The organism is Pseudomonas sp. GG8 (assembly GCF_052976945.1).
This window is the reverse complement of record NZ_JBRIIP010000001.1, coordinates 2,564,326-2,588,292: the sequence shown is the minus strand read 5'-3', so window position 1 is coordinate 2,588,292 and position 23,967 is coordinate 2,564,326. Positions and strand designations below refer to the sequence as shown.

The window sequence follows — 23,967 nt, the reverse complement described above, 5'->3', positions numbered from 1 at the left end:
TCGGCTCAGGTTGCCCGACGCAACGCCGCGTGCTGAGGATTGAAGGTCAGCACTGCCAGCAGCGAAAACAGCAGGCACAGACCCACGCATACCCCAAACGCTAGCGGGTTGAAGCGCTCATACAAGGCAAAGCGCACCAGCTCTACCGCATGGGTGAACGGGTTGAGCGCACACAGCCAATACAGCCACTCGCTGGCTTCGCGCATTTTCCACAGTGGGTAAAGGGCCGAGGACAGGAAAAACAGCGGGAATATCACGAAATTCATGACCCCGGCGAAGTTCTCCAATTGGCGGATCGCGTTGGACAGCAGCAGTCCCAGCGCGCTTAGCATCAGCGCTACCAGCAACATCGCCGGCAAGGCCGCCAGCAAGCCCCAGGCGGGGGGGGGCACGCCATAGACCCAGGCGATGGCGAGAAAGGCATAGACCTGGAGCAAGGAAATCAACGATGTGGCGAGCAGCTTGCTGGCCAGCAGAAAGGCGCGCGGCAGAGGGCTGGTCAACAATACGCGCATGCTCCCCATTTCCCTGTCATAGACCATCGACAGCGAACCTTGCATACCATTGAACAGCAGGATCATGCAGGACAGCCCCGGAACGATGTACACCTCATACGGGATGTAGGTGTCATAGGGCTCGATGATCGCGATGCCCAGCGCGGCGCGAAAGCCCGCAGCGAATACCAGCAACCAGAGCAGGGGGCGTACCAGCGCACTGAGAAAGCGCGTGCGTTGCAGAATGAACCGCAGCCATTCGCGCAGAACGATGCCGCTGAAACAGTGCCAGTAAACGCTCATCGATTTGCTCCTGTCGCGGGCGCGGCGTGTAACGAAGGTGCCGTAGTCAGCCGGTGAAACGCGTCGCCAAGGTCGCCGCCATGCTCCGCGCTTACCGCCGCAGCCTGTCCCGACGCTACCAGACGCCCTTGGTGCAAAATCAACAAGTCATCCTCTTCCTGGACCTCATCGAGTAAATGAGTGGTCCAGAGCACGCTGATTCCGTGTTCGCGACACAGGCTACGCACATGGCGATTGAGCGCCAGGCGACTGGCCGGATCGAGGCCGACGCTGGCTTCATCGAGTAATAGCAGGCGCGGTTCATGCAACAGCGCGCGAGCGATTTCTATCCTGCGGCGGTGACCGCCATTGAGTTCACGGACCCGCTCACCACGCCGTTCAGTCAGCTGTTGGCGGGCCAATTCCTCTTCGATCCGACCGTTCGCCTGACGCCGGGACATCCCGTGTAGTGCGGCGTGGTACCGCAGGTTCTGTTCGACACTCAAGTCCAGATCCAGGGTGCTTTGCTGAAACACCACACCCAACTGGCGCAAGGCCGGGCGCGGGGCCTGACGAAGCGAGCAGCCGCCCACACGGATTTCGCCGCGTTGCAGGTCGTAGAGCCGGGTCAGTAACGCGATCAAGGTCGACTTGCCAGCCCCGTTGGGGCCAAGCAGCGCCGCGAAATGTCCGGGCGCGACACTGAACGCCACATGCCGCAGTGCTTCTCTGGCGCCATAGGCGAAGCTGACATCATCCACTTCAAGGGCATTCATGGGGCGACAACTACGCCCCACGGATAACGGCCGACTTTGATCGACTTGGTCACCTTGAGGCTGTTCACATCAATGACGGATACATCGCCGCTCACGCCATTGGTGGCGAGTAACTGACTCTGGTCTGGCGTAAAGGCCAGCTGCCAGACCCTGCGGCCCACCAGCAAGTAATCGAGAATCTCAAGCGTCTTGGCGTCGACCACGGCTATGTGATTGGCCGGGCCCAGTGCGACGAAGGCATAGCGGCCATCGGCACTGAGCTTGATGCCCACAGGTTGAACCTTATCCGGATGCACGCCCTTGATCTGGAAGGTCAGCGTCTTGAGGATCTTGCGGGTGGACACATCAACCACACTGACCGTGCCGCCGACCTCCGCCGAGGCCCACAGGCGGGAGCCGTCCTTGTTGAATTCGACGAACCGTGGTCGCTGATCCACCAGGGTGCTGTCCTTCAGGGTTTGGGTGCTGGTGTCGATCCAATGCAGCATGTTCGTGGTTTCACTGGTGTTGACCGCCCACTTGCCGTCAGGGCTGACAGCCATGCCTTCAGGTTCGACGCCGACATCGACTTGCGCCAGGACCTTGGAGGTTTCGGTGTCGATGACCGTGACTAAAGCATCGTCTTCGTTGGAGACATACAGCCAGCGATCATTGGGGTGCAGGGCGAATTGCTCAGGGTCTTTGCCGGAGGGCAATTCTTTGATGATCTTGTGCGTGGCGACGTCCATGACTTGCACGCGGTCCGAGTCGCTGGCGCAGATATACAGCAGCTTATTGTCATGGGAAAGCAGTAACCCTCTGGGCCGCAGCCCCACGGGCAGGGTTTGGGTGACCTGCAGGGTCTCCATATCGATCAGGCTCAGGGTGTTGTCCTTTTCGTTGGAGATAAAGGCTGTGGCCGCCAGGCTTTGTCCCATGACAAGGAGCAGGGCGGAGGCAATCAGGGTGCGACGCATGGCGAGGTCCTTTTTTTGGAATTATTAGAGGCAAGTCACTGGAAATGGCAGGTTACTTCGGGCTTGTCGTAGCCCAAGGTGTCGAGTTCGGTGACGGGGTGCAGAAAGCCGTCCTGGGGTGAAGTGCTGACCAGCGCCCGGGGTTGAACAATAGGGATTGGCTGCCGCAGCTGACCGTTCCAGGCGCGATAGCTGAGTTTGCGGCCCTTGAAGCCGTCCAGCGGCAACTGGTCGCTCAGTTCTGCCTGGCGAATGACCATGGGGTCGGTCTGGTGCAGTTTGTTCACTGCGCTGGCGATACTGCGCACGGCCATCCATGCGGCAAAATCCCGATCATTCATCCAGCGCCCGGCGAGGGCTTCGAAGCGTTTTTGCAGCTGCGCTGCACCGTAGGTTTCCACAGACTTGTGCCAGCCTACGGGCGTCAGCCCTTGGGTGCCAGCCACCGGGCGTGGATACCAGGTTTGATAAGGCACGTACTCACCAAAGTCGCCACGCTCATCGGCGACCAGAACCACATCGTATTCGGTGGTCTGGGTGAACAGCGGCATATCGGCCTGTGCGCTGCGGCGCTGGTCGTTGTCAAAGCTCCAGGCTTTCTCGGCGACGATGGTGTGGCCGAACCGTTTGGCTGCGCGGCGCAGGGCGGCTGCATAGGCTTGGTCGTCCGGGGTCTGGCCGACGATCAACAGCCAGCGGTTCCAGCGCCTCACGGTCAGAAACTGGGCCAAGGCGTCGGTCAGCATGGCCCGGCTCGGCAGGGTGTGCAGCACGTTGTTCAGGCACGCAGTGCTGCGCAGGCTGTCATCGGCGCTACCGGCATTAAACAGAAGGCTGTCGGGCAGGGCGGCACTGAGCTGGCGCAGGGTGTCGGCGGGGGCGTTGACGACAAACAGCCGCAGGCCTTGCTGGTGAAGCGCTTGCGCGGCATCGAGCAAGGCTTGCGGGCTGTCGGCGTTGGCGGTTTGCAGGGTGTAGCTGTGATTGAGAAAGCGCCCGGTGCTATTGCTGTCGATGATCGCCAGTTCAGCGCCGCGCAGTCCGGCGTCACGGGGTTCGGGGATAATGTTCGACAGCACCGGGCCTAGGTCTGGGATGAAAGCCAGGTAGCCGATTTGAACCTTCATCTCCTCATTGGCGGCATGGCTTTGGGGCGCCAGCAAGGTCGCTGCGGCGAGGGTTAGCAGATAGATCAATCCGTAACGGACACGCTGACGCATAAGGCACTCCATACAGGTAGTGCCAGCATAGAAACCGATCGGAGGGAGGGGAATATGTAGAAAGTACCAGTCAGCCAGTACCAAGGTAGTAGGTTTGCGGGGTCGCATTGGCTTGGTCGGGCACTACCCCGTCTGGTGCAGGAAATCTTCTGTGTTGCGGGAATGGTTCTCTTGGCCCGCTCATCAAGGCAATCGCCACATGCCCTACTACCAAGGGAGGAGATGGCGGCCACCAAAGCAGCATTCGGTTGCGCTGACTGGGTTCATAAGATGGCGGCATAGCTTTTTTTGCGTGCAATCTCGAGGGCATAACAATGACAACAAAACGCAACGCCTTACTGATAGTGGGTTTGCTGGCTGGCTTGGTCGGCAGCGGCCTTGCTTCGGCGCATGGCGACGTCGTACCACAACCGGTGGCTACCGATGGTTTGACCCCGCTAGGTCCTGAATGGCGCACCGAAAACCCCTATCGCACTTCCAAGGATCATGACCGGGCGCTGGAAATCGGTTCGTCTGCCTATAACCAGAACTGCGCTGCCTGCCATGGCCTGGAAGTCATCTCCGGCGGTATCGCCCCAGACCTTCGCATGCTGGAGCCTGGCGCTGCTGGCGACGAATGGTTCGTAGAGCGGGTGAGAAACGGCGCCGTGCGCGATGGTCGGGTCTATATGCCGAAAATGGCCGACTACCTGAGCCAGGAAGCACTCTGGGCCGTCCGTACCTATCTGGACAGTGTGCACGTCGAGGAGTGACGGCTATGCGTTTTTATGCGCTGTTGTTGAGCGGCTTGCTGTTGTGTTGCCAGGCAGTGCAGGCGCAAGTTCGTAGCTACGACACCATGATCGAATCCGGAGTGCTCAAGGTGGCGGTCTACGAAGACTTCGCGCCTTACAGTTTCCAGGACAATAAAAAGCCACGCGGTGTCGATGTTGACCTCGCCGCTGCATTGGCCAAGGCCTTGGGTGTACGTCTGGAATTGCTCTGGGCGCCACCGGGGGAAAAGCTTGACGACGATTTGCGTGACTCCATTTGGCGCGGTAGCGAATTGCGTCATCAACAACTGGCCGATTTGATGATGCGAGTGCCCTATGACCGGGACTACTCGCTCAAGCGCGACGATCAGGGTGAACTGGCAAACGGTCATGTGGTGATGTTTGGACCCTACCAGACTGAATGTTGGCAGGTCGCTTATGACCGTCGGCGAATGGACGCCGTGCCCAGTGTTGCTGTGTTTCAGGAACACCCTATCGGTGTTGAAGTGGACAGCATCCCTTCGTTCTACCTGACGTCCGTGTTCAACGGCATGCTCAGCGCCAAGACGCATCACTACCCAAGTGTGCAGCAGGCTTTTGTCGCCATGAAGGGCGCCGAGGTCGATGCGGTGATGGGCATGCGCGGGGAAATCGACTGGCAAGTGCACCAGGCCAATGATAAGAACCTGGCTCTGGGGGAAAACGCTTACCCAAATATGGGCCGGCAACGCTGGGAAATCGGCATGGCGGTGCACGAGAGCAATCACCAGATGGCCTATGCCATAGAGGAAGCGCTGGAGGCCCTTATTCGTGACGGCAGTGTGCAAAAAATCTATGCCAGTTACGGTCTGCGTTATGACATTCCGGAGATGTATCAATAAGCGTGACTCTACAAAAACAAGTCATCAGGAGCGATGCGCGATGAACTGGCGAGTGACCTGTTTGCTGGCGGCCTGCCTGCCGATGTGGGTGCTGGCGGCGGGTGCCGACCCGGACACATCGCTGGAGAGGGCGCAGGGCAAGGATCCAGTCACCTCGGTGATGTGGGATTTCTATCACCAGAAAATGCTCAAGGGCGCGCCCTACGTTTTCGACCAGCAGGTGATCCTGCGGGCGCCACCGTTCGCTGAGGATTCGCGTCAGGTGCCTATCGAAATCGATGCCAGGGCCTTCAAAGGCCAAGTGGTGCGCATCCTGGCTTGGGCCGAACTCAATCCGCTGCCACAGATCGTTGACTTCCAGCCGGGGGATCAGATTTTGCCGTGGCTGGCGATTCGTATTCGCATCGAGCAGTCCACACCCCTGCGCGCGGCGGTGCTGACCCGCGATGGCGTATGGCACGTCGGCTCCACCGAGATATCCGCTGCCGGAGGCGGGTGTACGGCACCCAGTGTGGTGCGTACCCAGGCAGGCTGGGAAGAGCATATCGGCGAGGTCTTGGGAGGACGCTATCCCCGCAGTGATTTCAGTCGTTTAAGGCTGCAGATTGCCCATCCGATGGATAACGGAATGGTCAGTGGCATTCCCGAGTTCTACATCAATCACGCTGAATTACGTGACGCCAACAACAAGACCCTGGCGACACTTGAGCTGTTTCCAGCGGTCAGTGAAAACCCGACCCTGGGGTTTGACGTGCAAGGTGCCGGGCAAACCCGGCTGTTGCTGCGCGACAACAGCGGCAACGAATTTAATGCGGTCGTCAATTAACGGCTGCGGGCTGCCGTGCGGAGAGCGCCATGCGTGTGTTGATCTTGTTATGCCTGTGCCTGAGCCTGAGTCAGCCGGCACTGGCCGATCTGGACTATGCTCTGCAGCCTCGACAAATTGCCGAAGGTACCTGGTTGCTGGAGGGCAGCACCGATAATTTTACCAAGGCCAATGGCGGCAATATCGTCAATACAGGCTTCATTGTCACTGACAGCGGGGTGGTGGTGATCGACACGGGGCCGTCGCGACGCTATGGCGAAGCCCTGCGCAAGGCGATTGCCGCCACCACCGACAAACCGGTGATTCAGGTGCTGCTGACCCATCATCACCCTGACCATATGCTGGGTAATCAGGCGTTTGCCGATGTGCCCATCGGCGCGTTGCCAGGGACCATCGAGTTGATGCGCCAGCAGGGCGATGGCTTGGCTGAAAACATGTACCGCATGGTTGGTGACTGGATGCGCGGCACCGAGCTGCGGCTGCCGACCCAGACCCTGGAGAGCGGTACGCTGACGATTGGTGGTCATCCTTTGCGGTTGCTGGCCCTGAGTGGGCACACCGGTTCGGACTTGGCGATTCTCGATGAGAAAACCGGCGTTTTGTTTGCCGGGGATCTGATTTTTTATCAGCGGGCCCTGACCACGCCCAATACACCGGGCCTTGGCGTATGGCTGGCAGATATCGACCAACTGGAGGCTTTGCCGTGGACGGTCATCGTGCCCGGTCATGGCCCATTGGCCGAGGACCATCGACCCTTCGTCCAGATGCGAGACTACCTTGTTTGGCTGGACACACTGATGACGGAAGGTGCTGCCACTGGCGCAGACATGTCCGAGTTGATCCGCACTCCGATACCTGAGCGCTTTGCCAGTATCAACCTGAGTCGCTACGAATTGATTCGTAGCGTCAGCCACCTGTATCCGCGTTATGAAAAGCACGACATGAAGCGGCTCGACGTCCGTCAATAAACCGCTCTACCTACTAAGGGATTAGAAAACTCCATATTGCGGGCAATTGTTGTCGAGGCGCCTGCCGCGAAGAATCTGCAACAGACCGGGAGGCTCTCCCGAACAAACAAAAAAACCGCAAAGGTAGCCGTCATGACCCAACCCGCACGTCGCCAACCCTTCGCTCTGAGCCTGCTCTTGAGCGCCATGCTGTTGTCAGGTAGCGCCCTGGCAGCCGTGACCGATCAGGATATTCTCAACGATCCCAAGAACCCTGAGCAGGTCGTTACCAACGGTCTTGGCGTTCAGGGCCAGCGCTACAGCCCGCTGGACATCATCAATAGCGACAACGTCAAGGATTTGCGCCCTGTCTGGGCCTTCTCCTTCGGTGGTGAAAAACAACGCGGCCAGGAAGCGCAGCCGCTGATCAAAGACGGCGTGATGTACATGACCGGCTCCTACTCGCGGGTGTTCGCGGTAGATGCTCGCACTGGCAAGAAGCTGTGGCAATACGATGCACGTCTGCCCGATGACATCCGTCCTTGCTGCGACGTGATCAACCGTGGTGTCGCGCTGTATGGCGACTTGGTGTTTTTTGGCACACTCGACGCCAAGCTGGTGGCCTTGAACAAGACCACCGGCAAGGTGGTCTGGAGCAAGGAAGTCGCCGATCACAAGGCCGGTTATTCAATCAGTGCCGCACCGCTGGTGGTCAATGGCAAATTGATTACCGGGGTCGCCGGCGGCGAGTTCGGCGTGGTCGGCAAAATCGAGGCTTACGATCCGAAGAACGGTGACCTGCTCTGGACCCGACCTACCGTGGAAGGTCATATGGGTTATATCTACAAAGACGGCAAGGCCATTGAAACCGGCATTTCCGGCGGCGAGGCGGGCAAGACCTGGCCCGGCGATCTTTGGAAAACCGGTGGCGCGGCGCCTTGGCTGGGCGGCTACTACGACCCGGAAACCAATCAATTGTTCTTCGGTACCGGCAACCCGTCGCCTTGGAACTCGCACCTGCGCCCTGGCGACAACCTGTTCTCTTCCTCGCGTCTGTCGCTCAATCCGGACGACGGCACCATCAAATGGCATTTCCAGAGCACGCCGCATGATGGTTGGGACTATGACGGTGTTAACGAGCTGGTCTCGTTCAACTATCAGGAAAATGGCAAAACCGTTCAGGCCGCGGCCACCGCTGACCGTAACGGCTTTTTCTACGTGCTTAACCGTACCAACGGCAAGTTCATCCGTGGCTTCCCGTTTGTCGACAAAATCACCTGGGCAACCGGCCTGGACGCAAACGGCCGTCCGCTCTATAACGAAGCCAGCCGTCCCGGCGCGCCAGGTGGCGCAACCAAAGGTACTTCAGTATTCGTAGCGCCAGCCTTCCTCGGTGCTAAAAACTGGATGCCTATGGCCTACAGCCAAGACACCAAGCTGTTCTATGTGCCGTCCAACGAGTGGGGCATGGAAATCTGGAACGAAGACATCACCTACAAGAAAGGCGCGGCGTACATCGGTGCAGGCTTTACCATCAAACCGCTTAACGAGGACTACATCGGCGTACTGCGTGCGATCGATCCGGTCACCGGTAAAGAGGTCTGGCGTCATAAGAACTTCGCGCCGCTGTGGGGTGGCGTAATGGCCACCAAGGGTAATCTGGTGTTCACCGGCAACCCTGAAGGCTTCCTTCAGGCGTTCAATGCCAAGACGGGTGAAAAAGTCTGGGAATTCCAGACCGGCTCGGGCGTATTGGGCTCTCCAATTACATGGGAAATGGATGGCGAGCAGTACGTCTCCGTATTGTCCGGTTGGGGCGGCGCGGTTCCATTGTGGGGCGGCGAAGTGGCCAAGCGAATCAAGGATTTCAACCAGGGCGGCATGCTTTGGACCTTCAAGTTGCCGAAGGAGTTAGTGGCCAAGCACTGACTTTAATCAGAGGCAGCTGGTTACTCTGCGAGTGCGCGTGATGCGGTGTGTCTGATCACGCGCCTACGCAGGGTTCCAGCACCCTCTAATTACGACCAAAGAACGAGACTCCCCCTGCCAACGGCGCATTCGTTTGGCGCCTGCGGCTGTCTACCATCGGATCATCGCTTGTTCGACCGACAGGCAACGACCCGTACAGAGGCCACAATAATGATCTACGCACAACCCGGAACCCCAGGCGCTGTTGTTACGTTCAAACCGCGCTATGGCAATTACATTGGCGGTGAGTTCGTGGCACCGATTAACGGCGAATACTTCACCAACACATCGCCTGTCAACGGTGAAGTCATCGCCGAATTCCCGCGTTCCACCGCCGCTGATGTCGAACGCGCGCTGGACGCCGCTCACGCCGCTGCCGATGCCTGGGGCAAGACCTCGGCTCAGGATCGTTCGCTGGTGCTGCTGAAAATTGCTGATCGTATCGAGCAGAACCTTGAAATGCTCGCCGTTACCGAAACCTGGGACAATGGCAAGGCTGTACGCGAAACACTGAACGCCGACGTCCCGCTGGCTGCTGATCATTTCCGTTATTTCGCTGGGTGCATCCGGGCTCAGGAAGGCGGCGCTGCAGAAATCAACGAACTGACAACTGCTTACCACTTCCACGAGCCTCTGGGCGTGGTCGGGCAAATCATTCCCTGGAACTTCCCGCTGCTGATGGCCGCCTGGAAACTGGCGCCGGCGTTGGCGGCAGGCAACTGCGTGGTGCTCAAACCTGCTGAGCAAACGCCGCTGTCTATCATGGTGTTTGCCGAACTGATCAACGACTTGCTACCGCCGGGCGTTTTGAACATCGTTCAAGGCTTTGGCCGTGAAGCCGGTGAAGCCCTGGCAACCAGCAAGCGTATCGCCAAGATCGCTTTCACCGGCTCCACTCCGGTAGGCGCGCACATCATGAAATGTGCGGCCGAGAACATCATTCCGAGCACCGTGGAACTGGGTGGCAAGTCGCCGAATATCTTCTTCGAAGACATCATGCAGGCCGAACCGCAGTTTATCGAGAAGGCCGCTGAAGGCCTGGTGTTGGCGTTTTTCAACCAGGGCGAAGTCTGCACCTGTCCATCGCGTGCCCTGGTCCAGGAATCGATCTACGACGCGTTCATGGTCGAAGTGATGAAGAAAGTCGTCAAGATCAAACGCGGCGACCCACTGGACACCGAGACCATGGTCGGCGCTCAGGCGTCCGAGCAGCAATATGACAAGATCCTTTCGTACCTGAAAATTGCCCAGGAAGAGGGTGCTGAGCTGTTGACTGGCGGCGCGGCGGAACGTCTGGAAGGCGATCTGTCTACTGGCTACTACATTCAGCCGACGCTGCTTAAAGGCAACAATAAAATGCGCGTGTTCCAGGAGGAGATCTTCGGCCCAGTGGTCGGTATCACCACCTTCAAGGACGAAGCCGAAGCCCTGGCGATTGCCAACGACAGCGAGTTTGGCCTGGGTGCCGGTCTCTGGACCCGCGACATCAACCGTGCGTACCGCATGGGCCGGGCGATCAAGGCCGGTCGCGTCTGGACCAACTGCTATCACCTGTACCCGGCGCACGCCGCGTTCGGTGGCTACAAAAAGTCCGGTGTCGGCCGTGAAAACCACAAGATGATGCTTGATCACTACCAGCAGACGAAGAACCTGCTGGTCAGCTACGACATCAATCCGATGGGCTTTTTCTAATCTAAAGCTTCAAAGCGGGACGCGCAGTTGCATGCCTGCTGCCACGGGATTCGCAAGGATCCGTGGCAGCAGGTTTGCCTGGGAAAAGCCATGACGGTGTCTCTGGCAGCGTCATGACCCCCTACCAACGCACCCCACAAACACCCCCCAAAGTAGCATTCGAACCTATACCCCTCACGTGTATTAATTGACTTACCGGAATTGACCGGCCCAAGAAGAGGATTGACCTATGTGGACCAAACCCGCGTTTACCGATCTGCGCATTGGCTTTGAAGTGACCATGTATTTCGCCAGCCGTTGATCAATCAAGTCCCGGCCTATCGTTGCGTTGGCCGGGGCGTTTCTTGTTCGCTGGAGCACTCAGTATGCTCACCCAGAATTTCGGGTCTGCCGCCGGTGGCGGATGCCCTCCAATGACACAGTCCCCCCTCAATGGCGCGAGCGTCCTGCTCGACAGCACGATGAGTGCCAGCAAACGTGAGCGCATCCCGGCCCTCAGACACGGTTTTCGTCTGCAATGGGAGCCGCACCAGCGCTGTTGGGTTCTGCTTTACCCTGACGGCGTGGTCAAACTCAGCGACAGCGCCGGGGTCATTCTTCGCAAGGTCGATGGGCTGCGAAGCACGAACGTGATTATCGAGCAGCTGTGCGAAGGATTTCCCGCTACGCCGGGGGTCGATGACGACATCCTGGTCTTTTTAGAAATTGCCTATGCCCAGCACTGGATTGAGTTCCATTAACCGGTCTGGCCCGCTGCTCTGGCTGTGGGTGGATTGACCTACCGCTGCCCGTCTGTGCTCGCAAATGAAAGGCTTCTCGACTGATCTTCAAGGCATGAGCAATGGTCTGATTGCATTCGCCCAGAGATGGTTTAGGCTGGCGCCCATCTCCAATAACAACAAAAACAGGCTTTGTATGAGCCCTAGCATCAGCCAATTGCGTAAATTCGTTTCTCCAGAAATAATTTTCGGTGCCGGCAGTCGGCACAATGCGGGCAACTACGCCAAAACCTTCGGTGCCCGTAAAGTGTTAGTGGTGACCGATCCCGGCGTAATCGCTGCGGGTTGGGTCGCTGACATTGAGGCCAGCCTGCGAGCGCTGGACATCGAATACTGCCTGTACAGCGATGTATCTCCTAACCCGCGGGTTGAGGAAGTGATGCGTGGTGCCGAGCTTTACCGTGAGAATCATTGCGATGTGATTATTGCTGTAGGCGGCGGTAGCCCTATGGACTGCGGCAAGGCCATTGGCATCGTTGTCGCCCATGGGCGGAGCATCCTCGAGTTCGAAGGTGTGGACATGATTCGGGTGCCAAGTCCGCCGCTGATCCTGATCCCGACCACCGCAGGGACCTCCGCTGACGTTTCGCAATTCGTGATCATCTCCAACCAGCAGGAACGGATGAAGTTCTCCATCGTCAGTAAGGCTGTGGTGCCGGACGTCTCGCTTATTGATCCGGAAACAACACTGAGCATGGATCCGTTCCTCTCGGCCTGTACCGGCATCGATGCGTTGGTGCACGCCATTGAAGCCTTCGTTTCTACCGGTCACGGGCCGCTGACCGATCCTCATGCGTTGGAAGCCATGCGTCTGATCAATGGCAATCTGGTGCAGATGATTGCCAATCCTGGCGACATTGCATTGCGCGAAAAAATCATGCTCGGCAGCATGCAAGCCGGGCTGGCGTTCTCTAATGCGATCCTTGGTGCGGTGCATGCGATGTCGCACAGCCTGGGCGGTTTCCTCGATCTGCCCCATGGCCTGTGTAACGCCGTGCTGGTCGAGCACGTGGTGGCGTTCAACTACAATTCAGCGCCGGATCGTTTCAAGGTGATTGCCGAGACCTTTGGCATTGATTGCCGGGGCCTCAATCACCGGCAGATCTGCCAGCGCCTGGTGGAGCATCTGATCGCTCTCAAACGTTCTATCGGCTTCCATGAAACCCTTGGCCTGCATGGCGTCAGCATGGCGGACATTCCGTTTCTTTCGCAGCACGCGATGGATGATCCCTGCATTCTCACCAACCCGCGGGCGTCCAGCCAGCGCGATGTTGAGGTGGTCTATGGCGAAGCCCTCTGAGGACCAGCAGCGCGCCCTCGCGGGGTTGCTGGGGCTGGGTAATCATTCGACGCGCAAGAGCCACTACCCGGAGCTGGCGGTACGTCTGGATGAACTCGAAAAAGAGCGCAATCGCTATAAATGGCTGTTCGAGCATGCGGTGCACGGGATTTTTCAGGCAAGCCTGAAAGAAGGCCTGCGCGCGGCCAACCCCGCTTTAGCGCGAATGCTGGGCTACGACGATCCGCAAGAGGTGTTGTTTTCCCTGGCCGACCTTGCCGGCAACTTGTTTGCGGGCGGTGCAGCGGAGTTGGAGACCATCGGCGACATACTGCTGCGCGAGCGTAGCCTGTTGGGCTATGAAACCCAGTTGCAACGCAAAGACGGTAGCCATGTCGATGTGCTGATGAACCTGCTGCTCAAACCTGATCAGGATGGCCTGGTCGAAGGCTTTGTTGCTGACATCACTGAACGCAAGTTGGCCCAGCAGCACCTGCAGCAGCTCAACGATGAGCTGGAGCAGCGCGTGATTGCGCGCACCAATGAGTTGCTGGACGTGAACCGCAACTTGCAGCAACAGATCGTCCAGCGGGCGGAAATCGAGCGGGCATTGCGCGAAGCTCGTGACGCCGCTCAGGCTGCCAATCGCAGTAAAGACAAATACCTCGCGGCCGCCAGCCATGATCTGTTGCAGCCACTTAATGCTGCTCGGTTGCTGATCTCGACCTTGCGCGAGCGGCAATTGCCTACGGCTGAGCAGGTATTGGTGGAGCGGACCCATCAGGCGCTGGAAGGCGCGGAAGACTTGCTGACGGATTTGCTGGATATTTCCAGGCTGGATCAGGCCGCGATCAAGCCCGACATCGAATTGTATCGACTCGACGAGCTGCTGGCGCCGCTGGCCTCGGAGTTCCAGTTGGTGGCCGAAGCGGCAGGATTGAACCTGCGCGTGCGCATAGGGGACTTCGCAGTACGTACCGATCTGCGCTTGCTGACGCGGATTATGCGTAATTTTCTCAGCAATGCCTGCCGTTATACCGCGCAGGGCAACATTTTGCTGGGCGCACGGCGGCGGGGCGATTATTTGCGCCTTGAAGTCTGGGACACCGGGCGTGGCATTGCCGAAGACCGCCTCGATTCGATTTTCCTGGAGTTCAATCAACTGGATGTTGGCCGTGCAGCCGACCGCAAGGGGGTGGGCCTGGGCCTGGCAATCGTCGAACGCATCGCGAAGATTCTGGGTTATCGGGTTCTGGTGCACTCACGACCGGGACGGGGTTCGATGTTCGCCATTGAAGTGCCTCTGTCGCACGACGTTCCGCTACCGGCCAATGTCGTGGTGCAGCAGCATCCTGTTGCGGGCAATCCTCTGCCGGGGTGCCGCCTGTTGGTGGTGGACAACGAACTGAGCATTCTCGAAAGCATGGCTGCGTTGTTGGGACAGTGGGGCTGTGAGGTCCTGACGGCCACCGATCAGGACAGCGCGCTGGAGGTACTGCAAGGGCAACCTCCGGAGTTGATTCTGGTGGACTTCCACCTGGATCATGGGGTGATAGGTTGCGACGTGGTAACGCATCTGCGCGAGCATTTCGCGGTGATCATTCCTGCCGTAATGATCACCGCTGACCGCAGTGATCAATGTCGTCGTTCACTGCAAAAGCTGGGGGCACCGCTGCTGAATAAACCGGTAAAACCCGGAAAACTGCGGGCGGTGTTAAGTCAATTGCTGGGTTAGGCTCCTGAATACAGCATAAGCACAAAGATTGCATAAGCACGGAGCGCGGGTTAATAAGGGGGTCTTTATACCCATTGGCTCTAAGAATGCTTCAGGCATTTTGGCGGCGGCGATCTGATTGGTTTTCTTGTGTAACAAATAGCATCCGTACTTGGGTCTAAACCCTGAAACTCTTTTGCAGTGAGAAAGAACACAATGCCCATGATCCCTTTGCTGATATGCGACGACTCCAGTATGGCGCGCAAGCAGCTATTGAGGGCTTTACCCACCGACTGGGGCGTATCGGTCACCATGGCGGCCAATGGCCAAGAGGGACTCGAAGCCATTCGTCAGGGGTTGGGGCAGGTGGTGTTGCTCGATCTGACGATGCCGGAAATGGACGGGTATCAGGTCCTGGCCGCTGTCCGGGAGGAAAACCTGCAAGCGAAGATTATCGTGGTTTCCGGCGATGTGCAGACGGAAGCGATACGGCGTGTGCTCGAACTGGGCGCCTTGGCCTTCCTGAAAAAGCCTGCCGATCCAGACGAGCTCAAAAGAACGCTCGCAAGCCTTGGTCTGCTTGGCGAGCCTCAAACGGCTGTCGCCATCGCGCGGGAAGTTCCTGAGACGCAGACCAGCTTTCAGGATGCGTTTCGTGAAACCATCAACGTCGCCACGGGGCGTGCCGGGGCGTTGCTGGCCCGAGTGCTGGGTGTGTTCGTCCAGTTGCCGGTGCCGAATGTGAGCATGCTGGAGGTGGGGGAATTACACATGGCGTTAGCCGACGCACAGAACGGTGACCGGTTGACAGCAGTCTGTCAGGGGTATATCGGCTGTGGTATCGCCGGCGAAGCGTTGCTGATTTTTCACGGCTCTGAAATTGCTGATATGGCGAAATTGATGCAGCGGGACTCGGTCGAGTATTCGGACATGGAAATGCTCCTGGACTTGTCGACGATTCTGATTGGAGCCTGTTTGAGCGGGATAGCCGAACAAATTGACGTGGTATTTTCCCAGGGCCACCCGCAAGTACTCGGTGAGCAGGGAGGCATCGAAGAGTTGATCCGGGTTAATAAGCAGCGCTGGAAGAAAACCCTGGCAGTGGAAATCAGCTACAGCCTTGAGGGCCACAATATTCATTTCGATTTGTTGATGTTGTTCACCGAAGACTCGGTAGAGCGGCTTTCAAAAAAACTCGCCTACGTGATGAGCTGAGCCATGAACGATCACATCGATATCAAAGAGCTTCACTGGTTGCTAACCATCGTGCAGTGCATCGACGTGGGTGTCGTAGTCTTCGACCGGGATTTCCGGGTCCAGGTCTGGAATACTTTTATGGAGAACCGTTCCGGCGTTGTGCCGAACGAGGCCAGCGGCCAATCGTTTTTCACCCTGTTTCCCGAAATCAATGAGGCCTGGTTTCGCAAAAAGGTCGATAACGTGATCACCCTCGGTACGCCTGCGTTCACCATCTGGGAGCAACGACCATATCTGGTGCATTTCAAGAACTACCAGCCGATCACCGGCCAGGAGGACTTCATGTACCAGAACACCACTCTGTTTCCGCTGCGCTCGATCAACAACGAGATTGGTCACATTTGCCTGGTGATCTATGACGTGACAGACGTGGCCACCCACTCACATCAGTTGCAAGCGGCCAATAGTCAGTTGCAGACGCTGTCCAACACCGACCGACTGACCGGCTTGTACAATCGTGGACACTGGGAGGAGGCCCTTAAACTCGAATACGCCCGCTATCTTCGGTACGACACGGCCACAACGTTGGTCATGTTCGATATCGATCACTTCAAACGTGTCAATGACACCTACGGCCACCAAGCGGGCGACAAGGTGATTCAGCTCGTTGCCGAAACCGTACGTCAGCACATCCGCGATGTTGATATTGCAGGTCGTTATGGCGGTGAAGAGTTCGCAGTCTTGTTGCCCGACACCAATAAAGCAGGGGGCGCGGTGTTTGCCGAACGTTTGCGCAAGGCGATCGAAGCACAAGAGGTCATCCACGACGGCCATTCAATCCGTTGCACCGTCAGCCTTGGCGTTGCAGACATGAGCCAGCCTACGTCCGACTACAAACACCTGATCGAATCGGCCGACCAGGCGCTGTACGTTTCCAAGACCAATGGCCGTAACCTGGTGTCGGTGCATGAGTAAGGGCTGAGTCGCTGATCGTGCACAGTCGGCCCCCTACAGGTACGACGGTGCACAGAACTGCCAGCTTATTCGAACGCCGGCATGACCTGCTTGATGAACAGTTCCAGCGATTTCTTTTTCTCGGCGTGGGGCAAGCTGTTGTCACACCAGAAGCTGAACTCATCAACGCCCAGTTCCTGGTAGTACTTGATCCGGGCAATGACCTCTTCCGGGGTGCCAATCATGGTGTTCTTGTGGATGTTTTCAAGTTCGAACTCCGGGCGATCCGCAAATTTCTCTTCCGGGCTCGGCGCAAGGAAGCCATTGACGGGCACTTGCTTGTTGCCGAACCAGGCGTCGAACGTGCGGTAGAAACGCGAGATGGCCTTGGCGCCGACTTTCCAGCCTTCGGGGTCGTCGACACTGTGGACGTGGGTGTGGCGCAGTACCATCAGTTGAGGGCGCGGAACCTCTGGATTATTGGCCAGCGCGGTTTCGAACTTGTTCTTCAAGTCGAGCACTTCTTCGTCGCCTTTCATCAGCGGCGTGACCATGACGTTGCAGCCGTTTTTCACTGCGAAGTTATGTGAGTCAGGATCGCGGGCGGCAATCCACATGGGAGGATGCGGTTTCTGGATTGGCTTTGGCACGCTGGTGGAGGTGGGGAATTTCCAGATATCACCGTCATGGGCATAGTCGCCTTCCCACAGCTTGCGCACCACCGGGACCATTTCACGCAGGTGATTACCCCCTGAAGCAGCGGGCATGCCACCGGCCATACGGTCGAACTCGATCTGATAAGCGCCACGAGCCAGTCCGACTTCCATCCGTCCATTGCTGATCACGTCAAGCAGGGCGCATTCACCCGCGACGCGTAACGGATGCCAGAACGGCGCGATGATCGTACCGGCGCCCAAGTGGATGGTGGTCGTACGGGCTGCGAGGTAAGCCAGCAGCGGCATCGGACTCGGGGAGATGGTGTATTCCATGGCGTGATGTTCGCCGATCCAGACCGTACGGAAGCCACCGGCCTCGGCCATCAGGGTCAATTCGGTCAGGTCTTCGAACAATTGGCGATGGCTGACTTCCTCATTCCAGCGCTCCATATGCACGAACAAAGAAAATTTCATGACACATTCCTCAAGTCTTTTTAGTGGGCCTGTCAGGTGCAGGCGTGCGACGGTTTCGGATCAAGCAAAGGCTGGCAGTGCGCCCATCTTGCCGCGGCAGTACACCAACGGGCTGGTCTGTTGCTGAGGGACGATAAGGTTTTTCACCGCACCGACCATGATGGCGTGATCGCCGCCTTCGTACTCACGCCACAGTTCACACTCAATGATCGCGGTGGCATTGTTCAGCAGCGGATTACCCAGCTCGCTGAGCGTCCACTCGATACCTTGCGCCTTGTCTTTGCCTTTGCGGGCAAAGGCAAAGGCTTCAGTTTGCTGTTCGCCGGAGAGAAAGTGGATAGCGAAGCGTTTGTTCTTGATCAGTACCGGGTAAGAGTCTGAACTGTAGTTGGGGCAGAACAGCACCAAGGCCGGCTCCATCGACAGCGAACTGAAGGCGCTGGCCGTCAAACCGACGATTTCGCCATTGTCATCCAGCGTGGTTATCACCGTCACCCCGGAGGGGAAGGAACCCATGACTAATTTGTAGACATTTGCATCGATCATTGGATTTTCCTCAGGTGACGGTGGCACCAGGCCTAATTGTATGGATTGTGTGTCTGATGGTATACCGTAATACCTTCTTTGCAAGTGGTATTTTTCCCGTGCGACGAAGACGATATTTCAGGCATAAAAAAGCCGACGCCTGGGTAGAAGCGTCGGCTTGGTGGGGAGTGGATCAGTGTGCGCCAGCCGCCTTGTTCAGGTCGCTTTCGGTCCATTGGGTATAGATACATGCATCGGCGGCGGCCCAGCGCACGCGCACCGGGTCCCCATCGTGGAGCGGCATTCCAGAGGCCGACAGCGCCTTGACGGTCATTACGGTGCCGCCTGCGGTGACAACGCTGCAGGTCTGACTCTCTCCGAGGAACAGGACTTCAGTCACCTTGGCAGCCACTTCGTTCCAGCCTGCTGCGAGAGGCTCGTTCCGGGCCTGTTCTACGCTCAGGGCCTGGGCTTTTTCCGGACGTACCATCAGCAGCAGGTCCTGCTCGGTCTGGAGCCCGGAGGTCAGGCGGATCGACAAGGGTTGGCCTTCAAAGACGCCCACGGCATTGCCCTGAGCCTTGAGCTTGAGGAAGTTCGAGTTGCCGAGGAATGACGCAACGAACGCATTTGGCGGGTTCTGGTACAGGTCATAACCGCTGCCCAGACCAACGATCTTGCCATGGCTGAAGATCGCTATGCGTTGCGACAGGCGCATGGCTTCCTCTTGATCGTGGGTTACGTAAACGATGGTGATGCCCAGCCGACGATGCAACTGACGCAGTTCATCCTGCAAATCCTCCCGCAGCTTTTTATCCAGCGCGCCGAGGGGTTCGTCCATCAACAGGATGCGCGGTTCGTAGACTAGGGCCCGGGCAATCGCCACGCGTTGCTGCTGGCCACCTGACAGTTGTGAAGGGCGGCGATGGGCGAACTGCTCGAGCTGAACCAGCTTGAGCATGGCGTCGACCCGGCGTTCGCGCTCGGCGCTGGCGAGTTTGCGGATGACCAGCGGGAAACCGATGTTGTCGCGTACCGACAGGTGCGGGAACAATGAGTAGCGCTGGAACACCATGCCAATATCGCGCTTGTGCGGCGGTACGTTGACCAGAGACTGACCATTGACCAGGATCTCCCCGGAACTGGGTGTCTCGAAACCGGCCAGCATCGACAGGGTGGTACTTTTGCCGGAGCCGCTGGAGCCGAGGAAGGTTAGGAATTCACCGTCCTGGATATCCAGCGAGATGTTGTCTACGGCGGCAAAGTCGCCGTAGTGCTTGTTCAGGTTGCGCAAGCTGACCAGGGTCTTGTTGGCCTGCTGCGCAGGGTCTTTGATCACAGCACTCATGTCGTACTCCTAGGCGCTCAGGCGCTGACTTCGTTGCGCCGGCGCACAGCGGCGGCGATCACCATGACCAGCACCGACAGCGCGATCAGCAGCGTCGAGGCGACGGCGATCACAGGTGTCAGGTCCTGACGCAGGGTGGTCCACATTTTTACCGGCAAGGTTTGCAGGGTCGGGCTGGCCATCATCACGCTCAGCACCACCTCGTCCCACGACACCAGGAAGGCGAACAGGGCGCCCGCCACCATGCCGGGGCGAATCGCCGGGAATGTCACCCGGAACACCGCCTGCAGGCGCGAAGCCCCACAGATCACAGCGGCGTCTTCGATGGACTGGTCGAACAGTTTCAGTGAGTTGATGATCGAGATAATGGTGAACGGCAACGCGACGATCACATGGCTGACCACAAACGCAAACATCGTCCCGGTGTAACCCAGTTTGAGGAACAACGCGTACACGGCCACGGCGATGATCACTAGCGGCACGATCATTGGCAGGGTGAACAGGCCGTAGAGCATTTCCCGGCCCCGGAAGCGCCCGCGCACCAGGGCAAAGGCGGTCGGCAAGCCCAGAGCTACAGCAAAGATCGTGGTCAGGACCGCGACCTTGAGGCTGGCGAAGGCGGCGTCCATCCAGTCGGCATTGGAGAAAAACTGGCTGTACCACTTCAACGTCCACCCTGGTGGCGGGAACACCAGCCACTGAGATGAACCGAACGACAGCAGCACGATGAACACGATGGGCAGCAGCAGAAACAGCGCAATAGCTCCGGTTGTGAGGTAAAGGCCCAGACGCATGCGCCGGCTCATCGCATTGGCGGTCAATAACATGATGGTTTACCTCGAGTTGCTGGAGCCGACCGGGGATTCCGGTTGCAGCTTCAGGTAGAAGTAGAACAGCACCAGAGTGATCAGGATCAGCAATGCTGCACCTGCACTGGCCAGACCCCAGTTGAGGAAGGACTGCACCTGCTGGATGATAAATTCCGGCAGCATCATGTTCTGCGCGCCACCCAGCAGGGCCGGGGTGACGTAGTAGCCCAGAGACATGACGAACACCATCAAGCCGCCGGAGAACAACCCCGGACGGCACAATGGCAGGAACACCCGGAAAAAATTGCTCCATGGGCTGGCGCCACAAATGGAACCGGCCTGGAGGACCATGGGGTCAATCGCTTGCATGGTGGCCTGCAGCGGCAGAACGATGAACGGGATCATGATGTAGCTCATGCCAATCACCACCCCGGTCAAGTTGTGCACCATTTCCAGGGGTTGATCGATAATGCCCATGGCCATCAAGGCCTTATTGATTACCCCGGAAGCCTGGAGCAGCACGAGCCAGGAATAGGTCCGCGCCAACAGACTGGTCCACATCGACAGCAAGACGATATTGAGTATCCAGCGCCCCCAGCCACGAGGGACCAGGGTGATCGCCCATGCCAGGGGAAAGCCCAGCAGTAGACTGAATACCGTTACCAGACCCGCCACGGCGAAGGTGTTGAACAGCACACGGGCGTATGCGGAATTGGCGAACAACTCGGCATAGTTTCCCAGCCCCGGCGTGGGCTCAAGCACGCCGCGCAGTAACAGGCTGACCAGCGGCGCGAAGAAAAACAAGCCGAGGAACAACAGCGCCGGGATCAGGTTGCTGGCACCGCGCCAACGCTGCATCAGTGGAGTGGAATGCTTCATGACCGCAGCCTTGTCTGGAGCCGGGACGGCAGCGCCAGAGGCGCTCCCGACCGGGTTGGATTGACGGAGCGCGGTGGCCGTCATTTTCATTTGAGAAGCCATTCGTTCCACCGTGTCGCGATGGTCTGACCATTCTTGGCCCAGTACGCGAAGTCGAGAGTGATCTGATCCTTAGCGTAGGCAGTCGGCAGGTTAGGTGCCAGTACTGAGTCCAGACGTTGCACGCTGTCGGTGTTGACCGGTGCATAGGCGGTCAGGTTAGAGAAGTCGGCTTGGCCTTTGGCAGAGCTGGAGTTGGCCAGGAATCGCATGGCCGCATCCTTGTTCTTTGATCCTTTAGGGATGACCAGGAAGTCGGCCATGACCAGGTTCTGTTTCCAGCTCACACCGACCGGTGCGCCATCTTCTTGCAGTGCATGGATACGGCCATTCCAGAATTGACCGAGGCTGGCTTCACCGGAGGCCAGCAGTTGTTGGGATTGCGCGCCGCCGCCCCACCAGATGATGTCTTTCTTGATAGTGTCGAGTTTCTTGAACGCGCGATCCAGGTCCAGCGGATAGAGCTTGTCAGCGGGCACACCGTCGGCCAGCAGCGCCAGTTCAAGCACGCCAGGGCTCGGCCATTTGTACAGGGCGCGTTTGCCGGGGTAGGTCTTGGTGTCGAATAGTGCTGTCCAGTCCTGTGGGGCTTTGCCGCCCAGCTTGCCTTCGTTGTAGCCGAGGACGAAGGAAAAGAAGAACGAACCAACGCCATAATCGGAGACGAAGCGCGGGTCGATCTTGTCGCGCTGGATAACCTTGAAGTCCAACGGTTCAAGCAGACCTTCAGCCGCTGCGCGCAGGGCAAAATCAGCCTCTACATCGACCACGTCCCATTGCACGTTGCCACTTTCGACCATCGCCTTGAGTTTGCCGTAGTCGGTTGGGCCGTCCTGAACCACCTTGACCCCACTGGCTTTGCTGAAGGGATCGGCCCAGGCCTGCTTTTGCGCGTCCTGGGTGGAGCCGCCCCAGCTGACGAAACTCATGCTGTCGGCGGCGATGGCCGCGTTACAAGTTACTGCCAGTAAGCTTGCCGCGAGTACCGCAGCTGCACGTTTATTCAACACCATTTTCACGCCCTCATTTGTTGTGTTTTGAGCGGGCTGTTGACGCCCGCCTATCGGGAGCAGTAGGTCCATTGGAGCCTTGAACATTGACCGTGCCAGGCGCTGTTGTTGTGTGCTGTCCCTTTCAGGCGCACCTGGAAAACTATCCGGTCTATGGAATATCATATTATGGTATTCCAAACTTTCTGCAAGGGTTTCGCCTCACCGATTGTCTGTCTTTGTCTTGTTTTTTTGTTCTGTTTGGTTCGTCACCTGCCTGAGCGTGTTTGACGCCATCAGCCCGTAAACGGAATGCTTTCCACCACCTCCAAGTTGTACCCCGTCAACCCTGCATATTTCAGTGGCGGCCCGAGGTGGCGTAGTTTTCCCACGCCGATGTCTTGCAGAATCTGTGCCCCCGTACCGACTTCTGAATAGATGCGCGATTGCGAGCGGGTGTATTGCCGTGGTGGCTGGGTCAGTTGCGGAATCCGCTCAAGCAGCGCCTGCGAAGATTCATGGTTGGCGAGTACCACCACCACGCCGCAGCCTTCTTCGGCTACTTTTTGCAACGCTGCCCACAGCGTCCAGTTCGACGGTCCAGTGTATTCGGCACCCACCAGATCGCGCAGTGGGTCGATCACATGCACGCGCACCAGGGTCGGGGCTTCGCGACGAATATTGCCCATGACCATGGCCATATGGACGCCACCTTCGATCCGGTCTTCGTAGGTGATAAGCCGAAAAGTACCGTGAACGGTAGGGAGTTCGCGCTCGCCGATGCGGGTTACAGTGCGTTCGGTGCTAAGCCGGTAATGGATCAGGTCGGCGATGGTGCCGATCTTGATACCGTGTCTGGCCGCGAACACTTCGAGGTCGGGACGGCGGGCCATGGTGCCGTCATCGTTCATCACCTCAACGATCACCGACGCCGGGGTAAAACCCGCCAGGCGCGCGAGGTCACAGCCAGCCTCGGTGTGCCCAGCACGGGTCAGCACGCCGCCTTCCTTGGCCCGTAATGGAAAGATATGCCCCGGCTGCACCAGGTCTTCTGCTCGGGCGTTGGCTGCGACAGCGGCTTCGACAGTGCGTGCGCGGTCAGCAGCGGAGATCCCGGTGGTGACACCGCTGGCGGCTTCGATGGAGACCGTGAACGCCGTGCTGAACGCACTGCCATTGCTCGGCACCATCTGTTCCAGGCCCAGGCGCTGGCAATGTTCGTCGGTCAGCGTAAGGCAGATCAGGCCGCGTGCTTCCCGGGCCATGAAGCTGATCGCCTGAGCCGTGCAGCGGTCGGCGGCGAGCAGCAGGTCACCTTCGTTTTCTCTATCCTCATCGTCGACCAACAGGACCATTTTGCCTTGGCGGTAATCTTCGATGATTTCTTCGATGCTATTGAAGGCCATGCTTGGGCTCTCTGTATGGCGAATGGTAGAGGGTTTGTTTTTCTGGTATACCATAATACAAATTA

Annotated in this window: 23 protein-coding genes; 12 read left to right on the top strand and 11 right to left on the bottom strand. The window is 58.1% G+C overall.

The annotated features are described in order from the left end of the window. Positions 1-5 precede the first annotated feature (5 nt). The 4 genes from ACVBEG_RS12465 to ACVBEG_RS12450 are packed head-to-tail and all read right to left on the bottom strand — an operon-like array spanning position 6 to position 3,728. The gene (locus ACVBEG_RS12465; RefSeq protein WP_447107775.1) at positions 6-797 is read right to left on the bottom strand and encodes an ABC transporter permease; all 792 of its coding nucleotides are present in this window, start codon (positions 795-797) and stop codon (positions 6-8) included. Beyond that, positions 794-1,552, bottom strand: coding sequence for an ABC transporter ATP-binding protein (locus tag ACVBEG_RS12460; RefSeq protein WP_323565711.1), 759 nt, complete (start codon positions 1,550-1,552; stop codon positions 794-796). The genes ACVBEG_RS12465 and ACVBEG_RS12460 overlap by 4 nt, the downstream gene beginning before the upstream one ends. Further along, on the bottom strand, positions 1,549-2,508 hold the full coding sequence (locus tag ACVBEG_RS12455) for a YVTN family beta-propeller repeat protein (RefSeq protein ID WP_322178974.1): 960 nt from the start codon (positions 2,506-2,508) through the stop codon (positions 1,549-1,551). Before ACVBEG_RS12455 ends, ACVBEG_RS12460 begins: the two co-directional genes overlap by 4 nt. Before the next feature lie 35 nt (positions 2,509-2,543). Further along, the gene (locus tag ACVBEG_RS12450) at positions 2,544-3,728 is read right to left on the bottom strand and encodes an ABC transporter substrate-binding protein (RefSeq protein WP_322216621.1); all 1,185 of its coding nucleotides are present in this window, start codon (positions 3,726-3,728) and stop codon (positions 2,544-2,546) included. Between the two features lie 314 nt (positions 3,729-4,042). Between ACVBEG_RS12450 and pedF the strand changes: the two genes are divergently transcribed. The 12 genes from pedF to ACVBEG_RS12390 all read left to right on the top strand — a co-directional run bounded on the left by pedF (position 4,043) and on the right by ACVBEG_RS12390 (position 16,738). Beyond that, a complete protein-coding gene (gene pedF / locus ACVBEG_RS12445) occupies positions 4,043-4,480 on the top strand; it encodes a cytochrome c-550 PedF (RefSeq protein ID WP_322178976.1) in 438 nt (145 codons plus the stop codon). Positions 4,481-4,485: 5 nt separating this feature from the next. Then, positions 4,486-5,361, top strand: a complete 876-nt coding sequence (locus ACVBEG_RS12440; RefSeq protein ID WP_323565713.1) for a substrate-binding periplasmic protein — start codon at positions 4,486-4,488, stop codon at positions 5,359-5,361. A 40-nt stretch (positions 5,362-5,401) separates the two neighbouring features. Next, entirely contained in the window at positions 5,402-6,187 is a 786-nt protein-coding gene (locus ACVBEG_RS12435; protein ID WP_322178978.1) for a quinoprotein dehydrogenase-associated SoxYZ-like carrier, read from the top strand. Between the two features lie 29 nt (positions 6,188-6,216). Then, positions 6,217-7,155, top strand: coding sequence for a quinoprotein relay system zinc metallohydrolase 1 (locus ACVBEG_RS12430; RefSeq protein WP_447107774.1), 939 nt, complete (start codon positions 6,217-6,219; stop codon positions 7,153-7,155). Between the two features lie 132 nt (positions 7,156-7,287). Then, positions 7,288-9,063, top strand: coding sequence for a PQQ-dependent methanol/ethanol family dehydrogenase (locus ACVBEG_RS12425; protein WP_322178980.1), 1,776 nt, complete (start codon positions 7,288-7,290; stop codon positions 9,061-9,063). Positions 9,064-9,273: 210 nt separating this feature from the next. Continuing rightward, on the top strand, positions 9,274-10,794 hold the full coding sequence (gene exaC, locus ACVBEG_RS12420; RefSeq protein ID WP_322178981.1) for an acetaldehyde dehydrogenase ExaC: 1,521 nt from the start codon (positions 9,274-9,276) through the stop codon (positions 10,792-10,794). Between the two features lie 229 nt (positions 10,795-11,023). After that, positions 11,024-11,095, top strand: coding sequence for a pyrroloquinoline quinone precursor peptide PqqA (gene pqqA, locus ACVBEG_RS12415; protein ID WP_010209364.1), 72 nt, complete (start codon positions 11,024-11,026; stop codon positions 11,093-11,095). A gap of 112 nt (positions 11,096-11,207) precedes the next feature. Then, complete coding sequence (pqqD, locus tag ACVBEG_RS12410; RefSeq protein ID WP_407074671.1) at positions 11,208-11,534, top strand: pyrroloquinoline quinone biosynthesis peptide chaperone PqqD; 327 nt, start codon at positions 11,208-11,210, stop codon at positions 11,532-11,534. Between the two features lie 175 nt (positions 11,535-11,709). Further along, the gene (gene ercA, locus ACVBEG_RS12405) at positions 11,710-12,873 is read left to right on the top strand and encodes an alcohol dehydrogenase-like regulatory protein ErcA (RefSeq protein WP_322178982.1); all 1,164 of its coding nucleotides are present in this window, start codon (positions 11,710-11,712) and stop codon (positions 12,871-12,873) included. After that, a complete protein-coding gene (locus ACVBEG_RS12400; protein ID WP_322216614.1) occupies positions 12,857-14,587 on the top strand; it encodes a PAS domain-containing hybrid sensor histidine kinase/response regulator in 1,731 nt (576 codons plus the stop codon). Before ercA ends, ACVBEG_RS12400 begins: the two co-directional genes overlap by 17 nt. Positions 14,588-14,782: 195 nt before the next feature. After that, the gene (locus ACVBEG_RS12395; protein WP_447107773.1) at positions 14,783-15,781 is read left to right on the top strand and encodes a response regulator; all 999 of its coding nucleotides are present in this window, start codon (positions 14,783-14,785) and stop codon (positions 15,779-15,781) included. Between the two features lie 3 nt (positions 15,782-15,784). Then, positions 15,785-16,738, top strand: a complete 954-nt coding sequence (locus ACVBEG_RS12390) for a sensor domain-containing diguanylate cyclase (protein WP_322178985.1) — start codon at positions 15,785-15,787, stop codon at positions 16,736-16,738. Positions 16,739-16,803: 65 nt separating this feature from the next. Here ACVBEG_RS12390 and ACVBEG_RS12385 read toward each other — a convergent pair whose 3' ends face one another. The 7 genes from ACVBEG_RS12385 to ribBA all read right to left on the bottom strand — a co-directional run bounded on the left by ACVBEG_RS12385 (position 16,804) and on the right by ribBA (position 23,902). After that, positions 16,804-17,847, bottom strand: coding sequence for an LLM class flavin-dependent oxidoreductase (locus tag ACVBEG_RS12385; RefSeq protein WP_322178986.1), 1,044 nt, complete (start codon positions 17,845-17,847; stop codon positions 16,804-16,806). 60 nt (positions 17,848-17,907) lie between these two features. Continuing rightward, entirely contained in the window at positions 17,908-18,393 is a 486-nt protein-coding gene (locus ACVBEG_RS12380) for a flavin reductase family protein (RefSeq protein WP_322178987.1), read from the bottom strand. Between the two features lie 172 nt (positions 18,394-18,565). Next, positions 18,566-19,720 carry an ABC transporter ATP-binding protein gene (locus tag ACVBEG_RS12375; RefSeq protein ID WP_322178988.1) on the bottom strand — a complete coding sequence of 385 codons (1,155 nt, stop codon included), beginning with the start codon at positions 19,718-19,720 and terminating at the stop codon, positions 18,566-18,568. Positions 19,721-19,737: 17 nt separating this feature from the next. Beyond that, positions 19,738-20,547, bottom strand: a complete 810-nt coding sequence (locus tag ACVBEG_RS12370) for an ABC transporter permease (protein WP_322178989.1) — start codon at positions 20,545-20,547, stop codon at positions 19,738-19,740. A gap of 6 nt (positions 20,548-20,553) precedes the next feature. Beyond that, positions 20,554-21,498, bottom strand: a complete 945-nt coding sequence (locus tag ACVBEG_RS12365) for an ABC transporter permease (RefSeq protein ID WP_322183131.1) — start codon at positions 21,496-21,498, stop codon at positions 20,554-20,556. Further along, positions 21,495-22,520, bottom strand: a complete 1,026-nt coding sequence (locus ACVBEG_RS12360) for an ABC transporter substrate-binding protein (RefSeq protein ID WP_447107772.1) — start codon at positions 22,518-22,520, stop codon at positions 21,495-21,497. The genes ACVBEG_RS12365 and ACVBEG_RS12360 overlap by 4 nt, the downstream gene beginning before the upstream one ends. Before the next feature lie 272 nt (positions 22,521-22,792). Then, positions 22,793-23,902, bottom strand: a complete 1,110-nt coding sequence (gene ribBA / locus ACVBEG_RS12355; protein WP_322178991.1) for a bifunctional 3,4-dihydroxy-2-butanone-4-phosphate synthase/GTP cyclohydrolase II — start codon at positions 23,900-23,902, stop codon at positions 22,793-22,795. Positions 23,903-23,967: the final 65 nt, after the last annotated feature.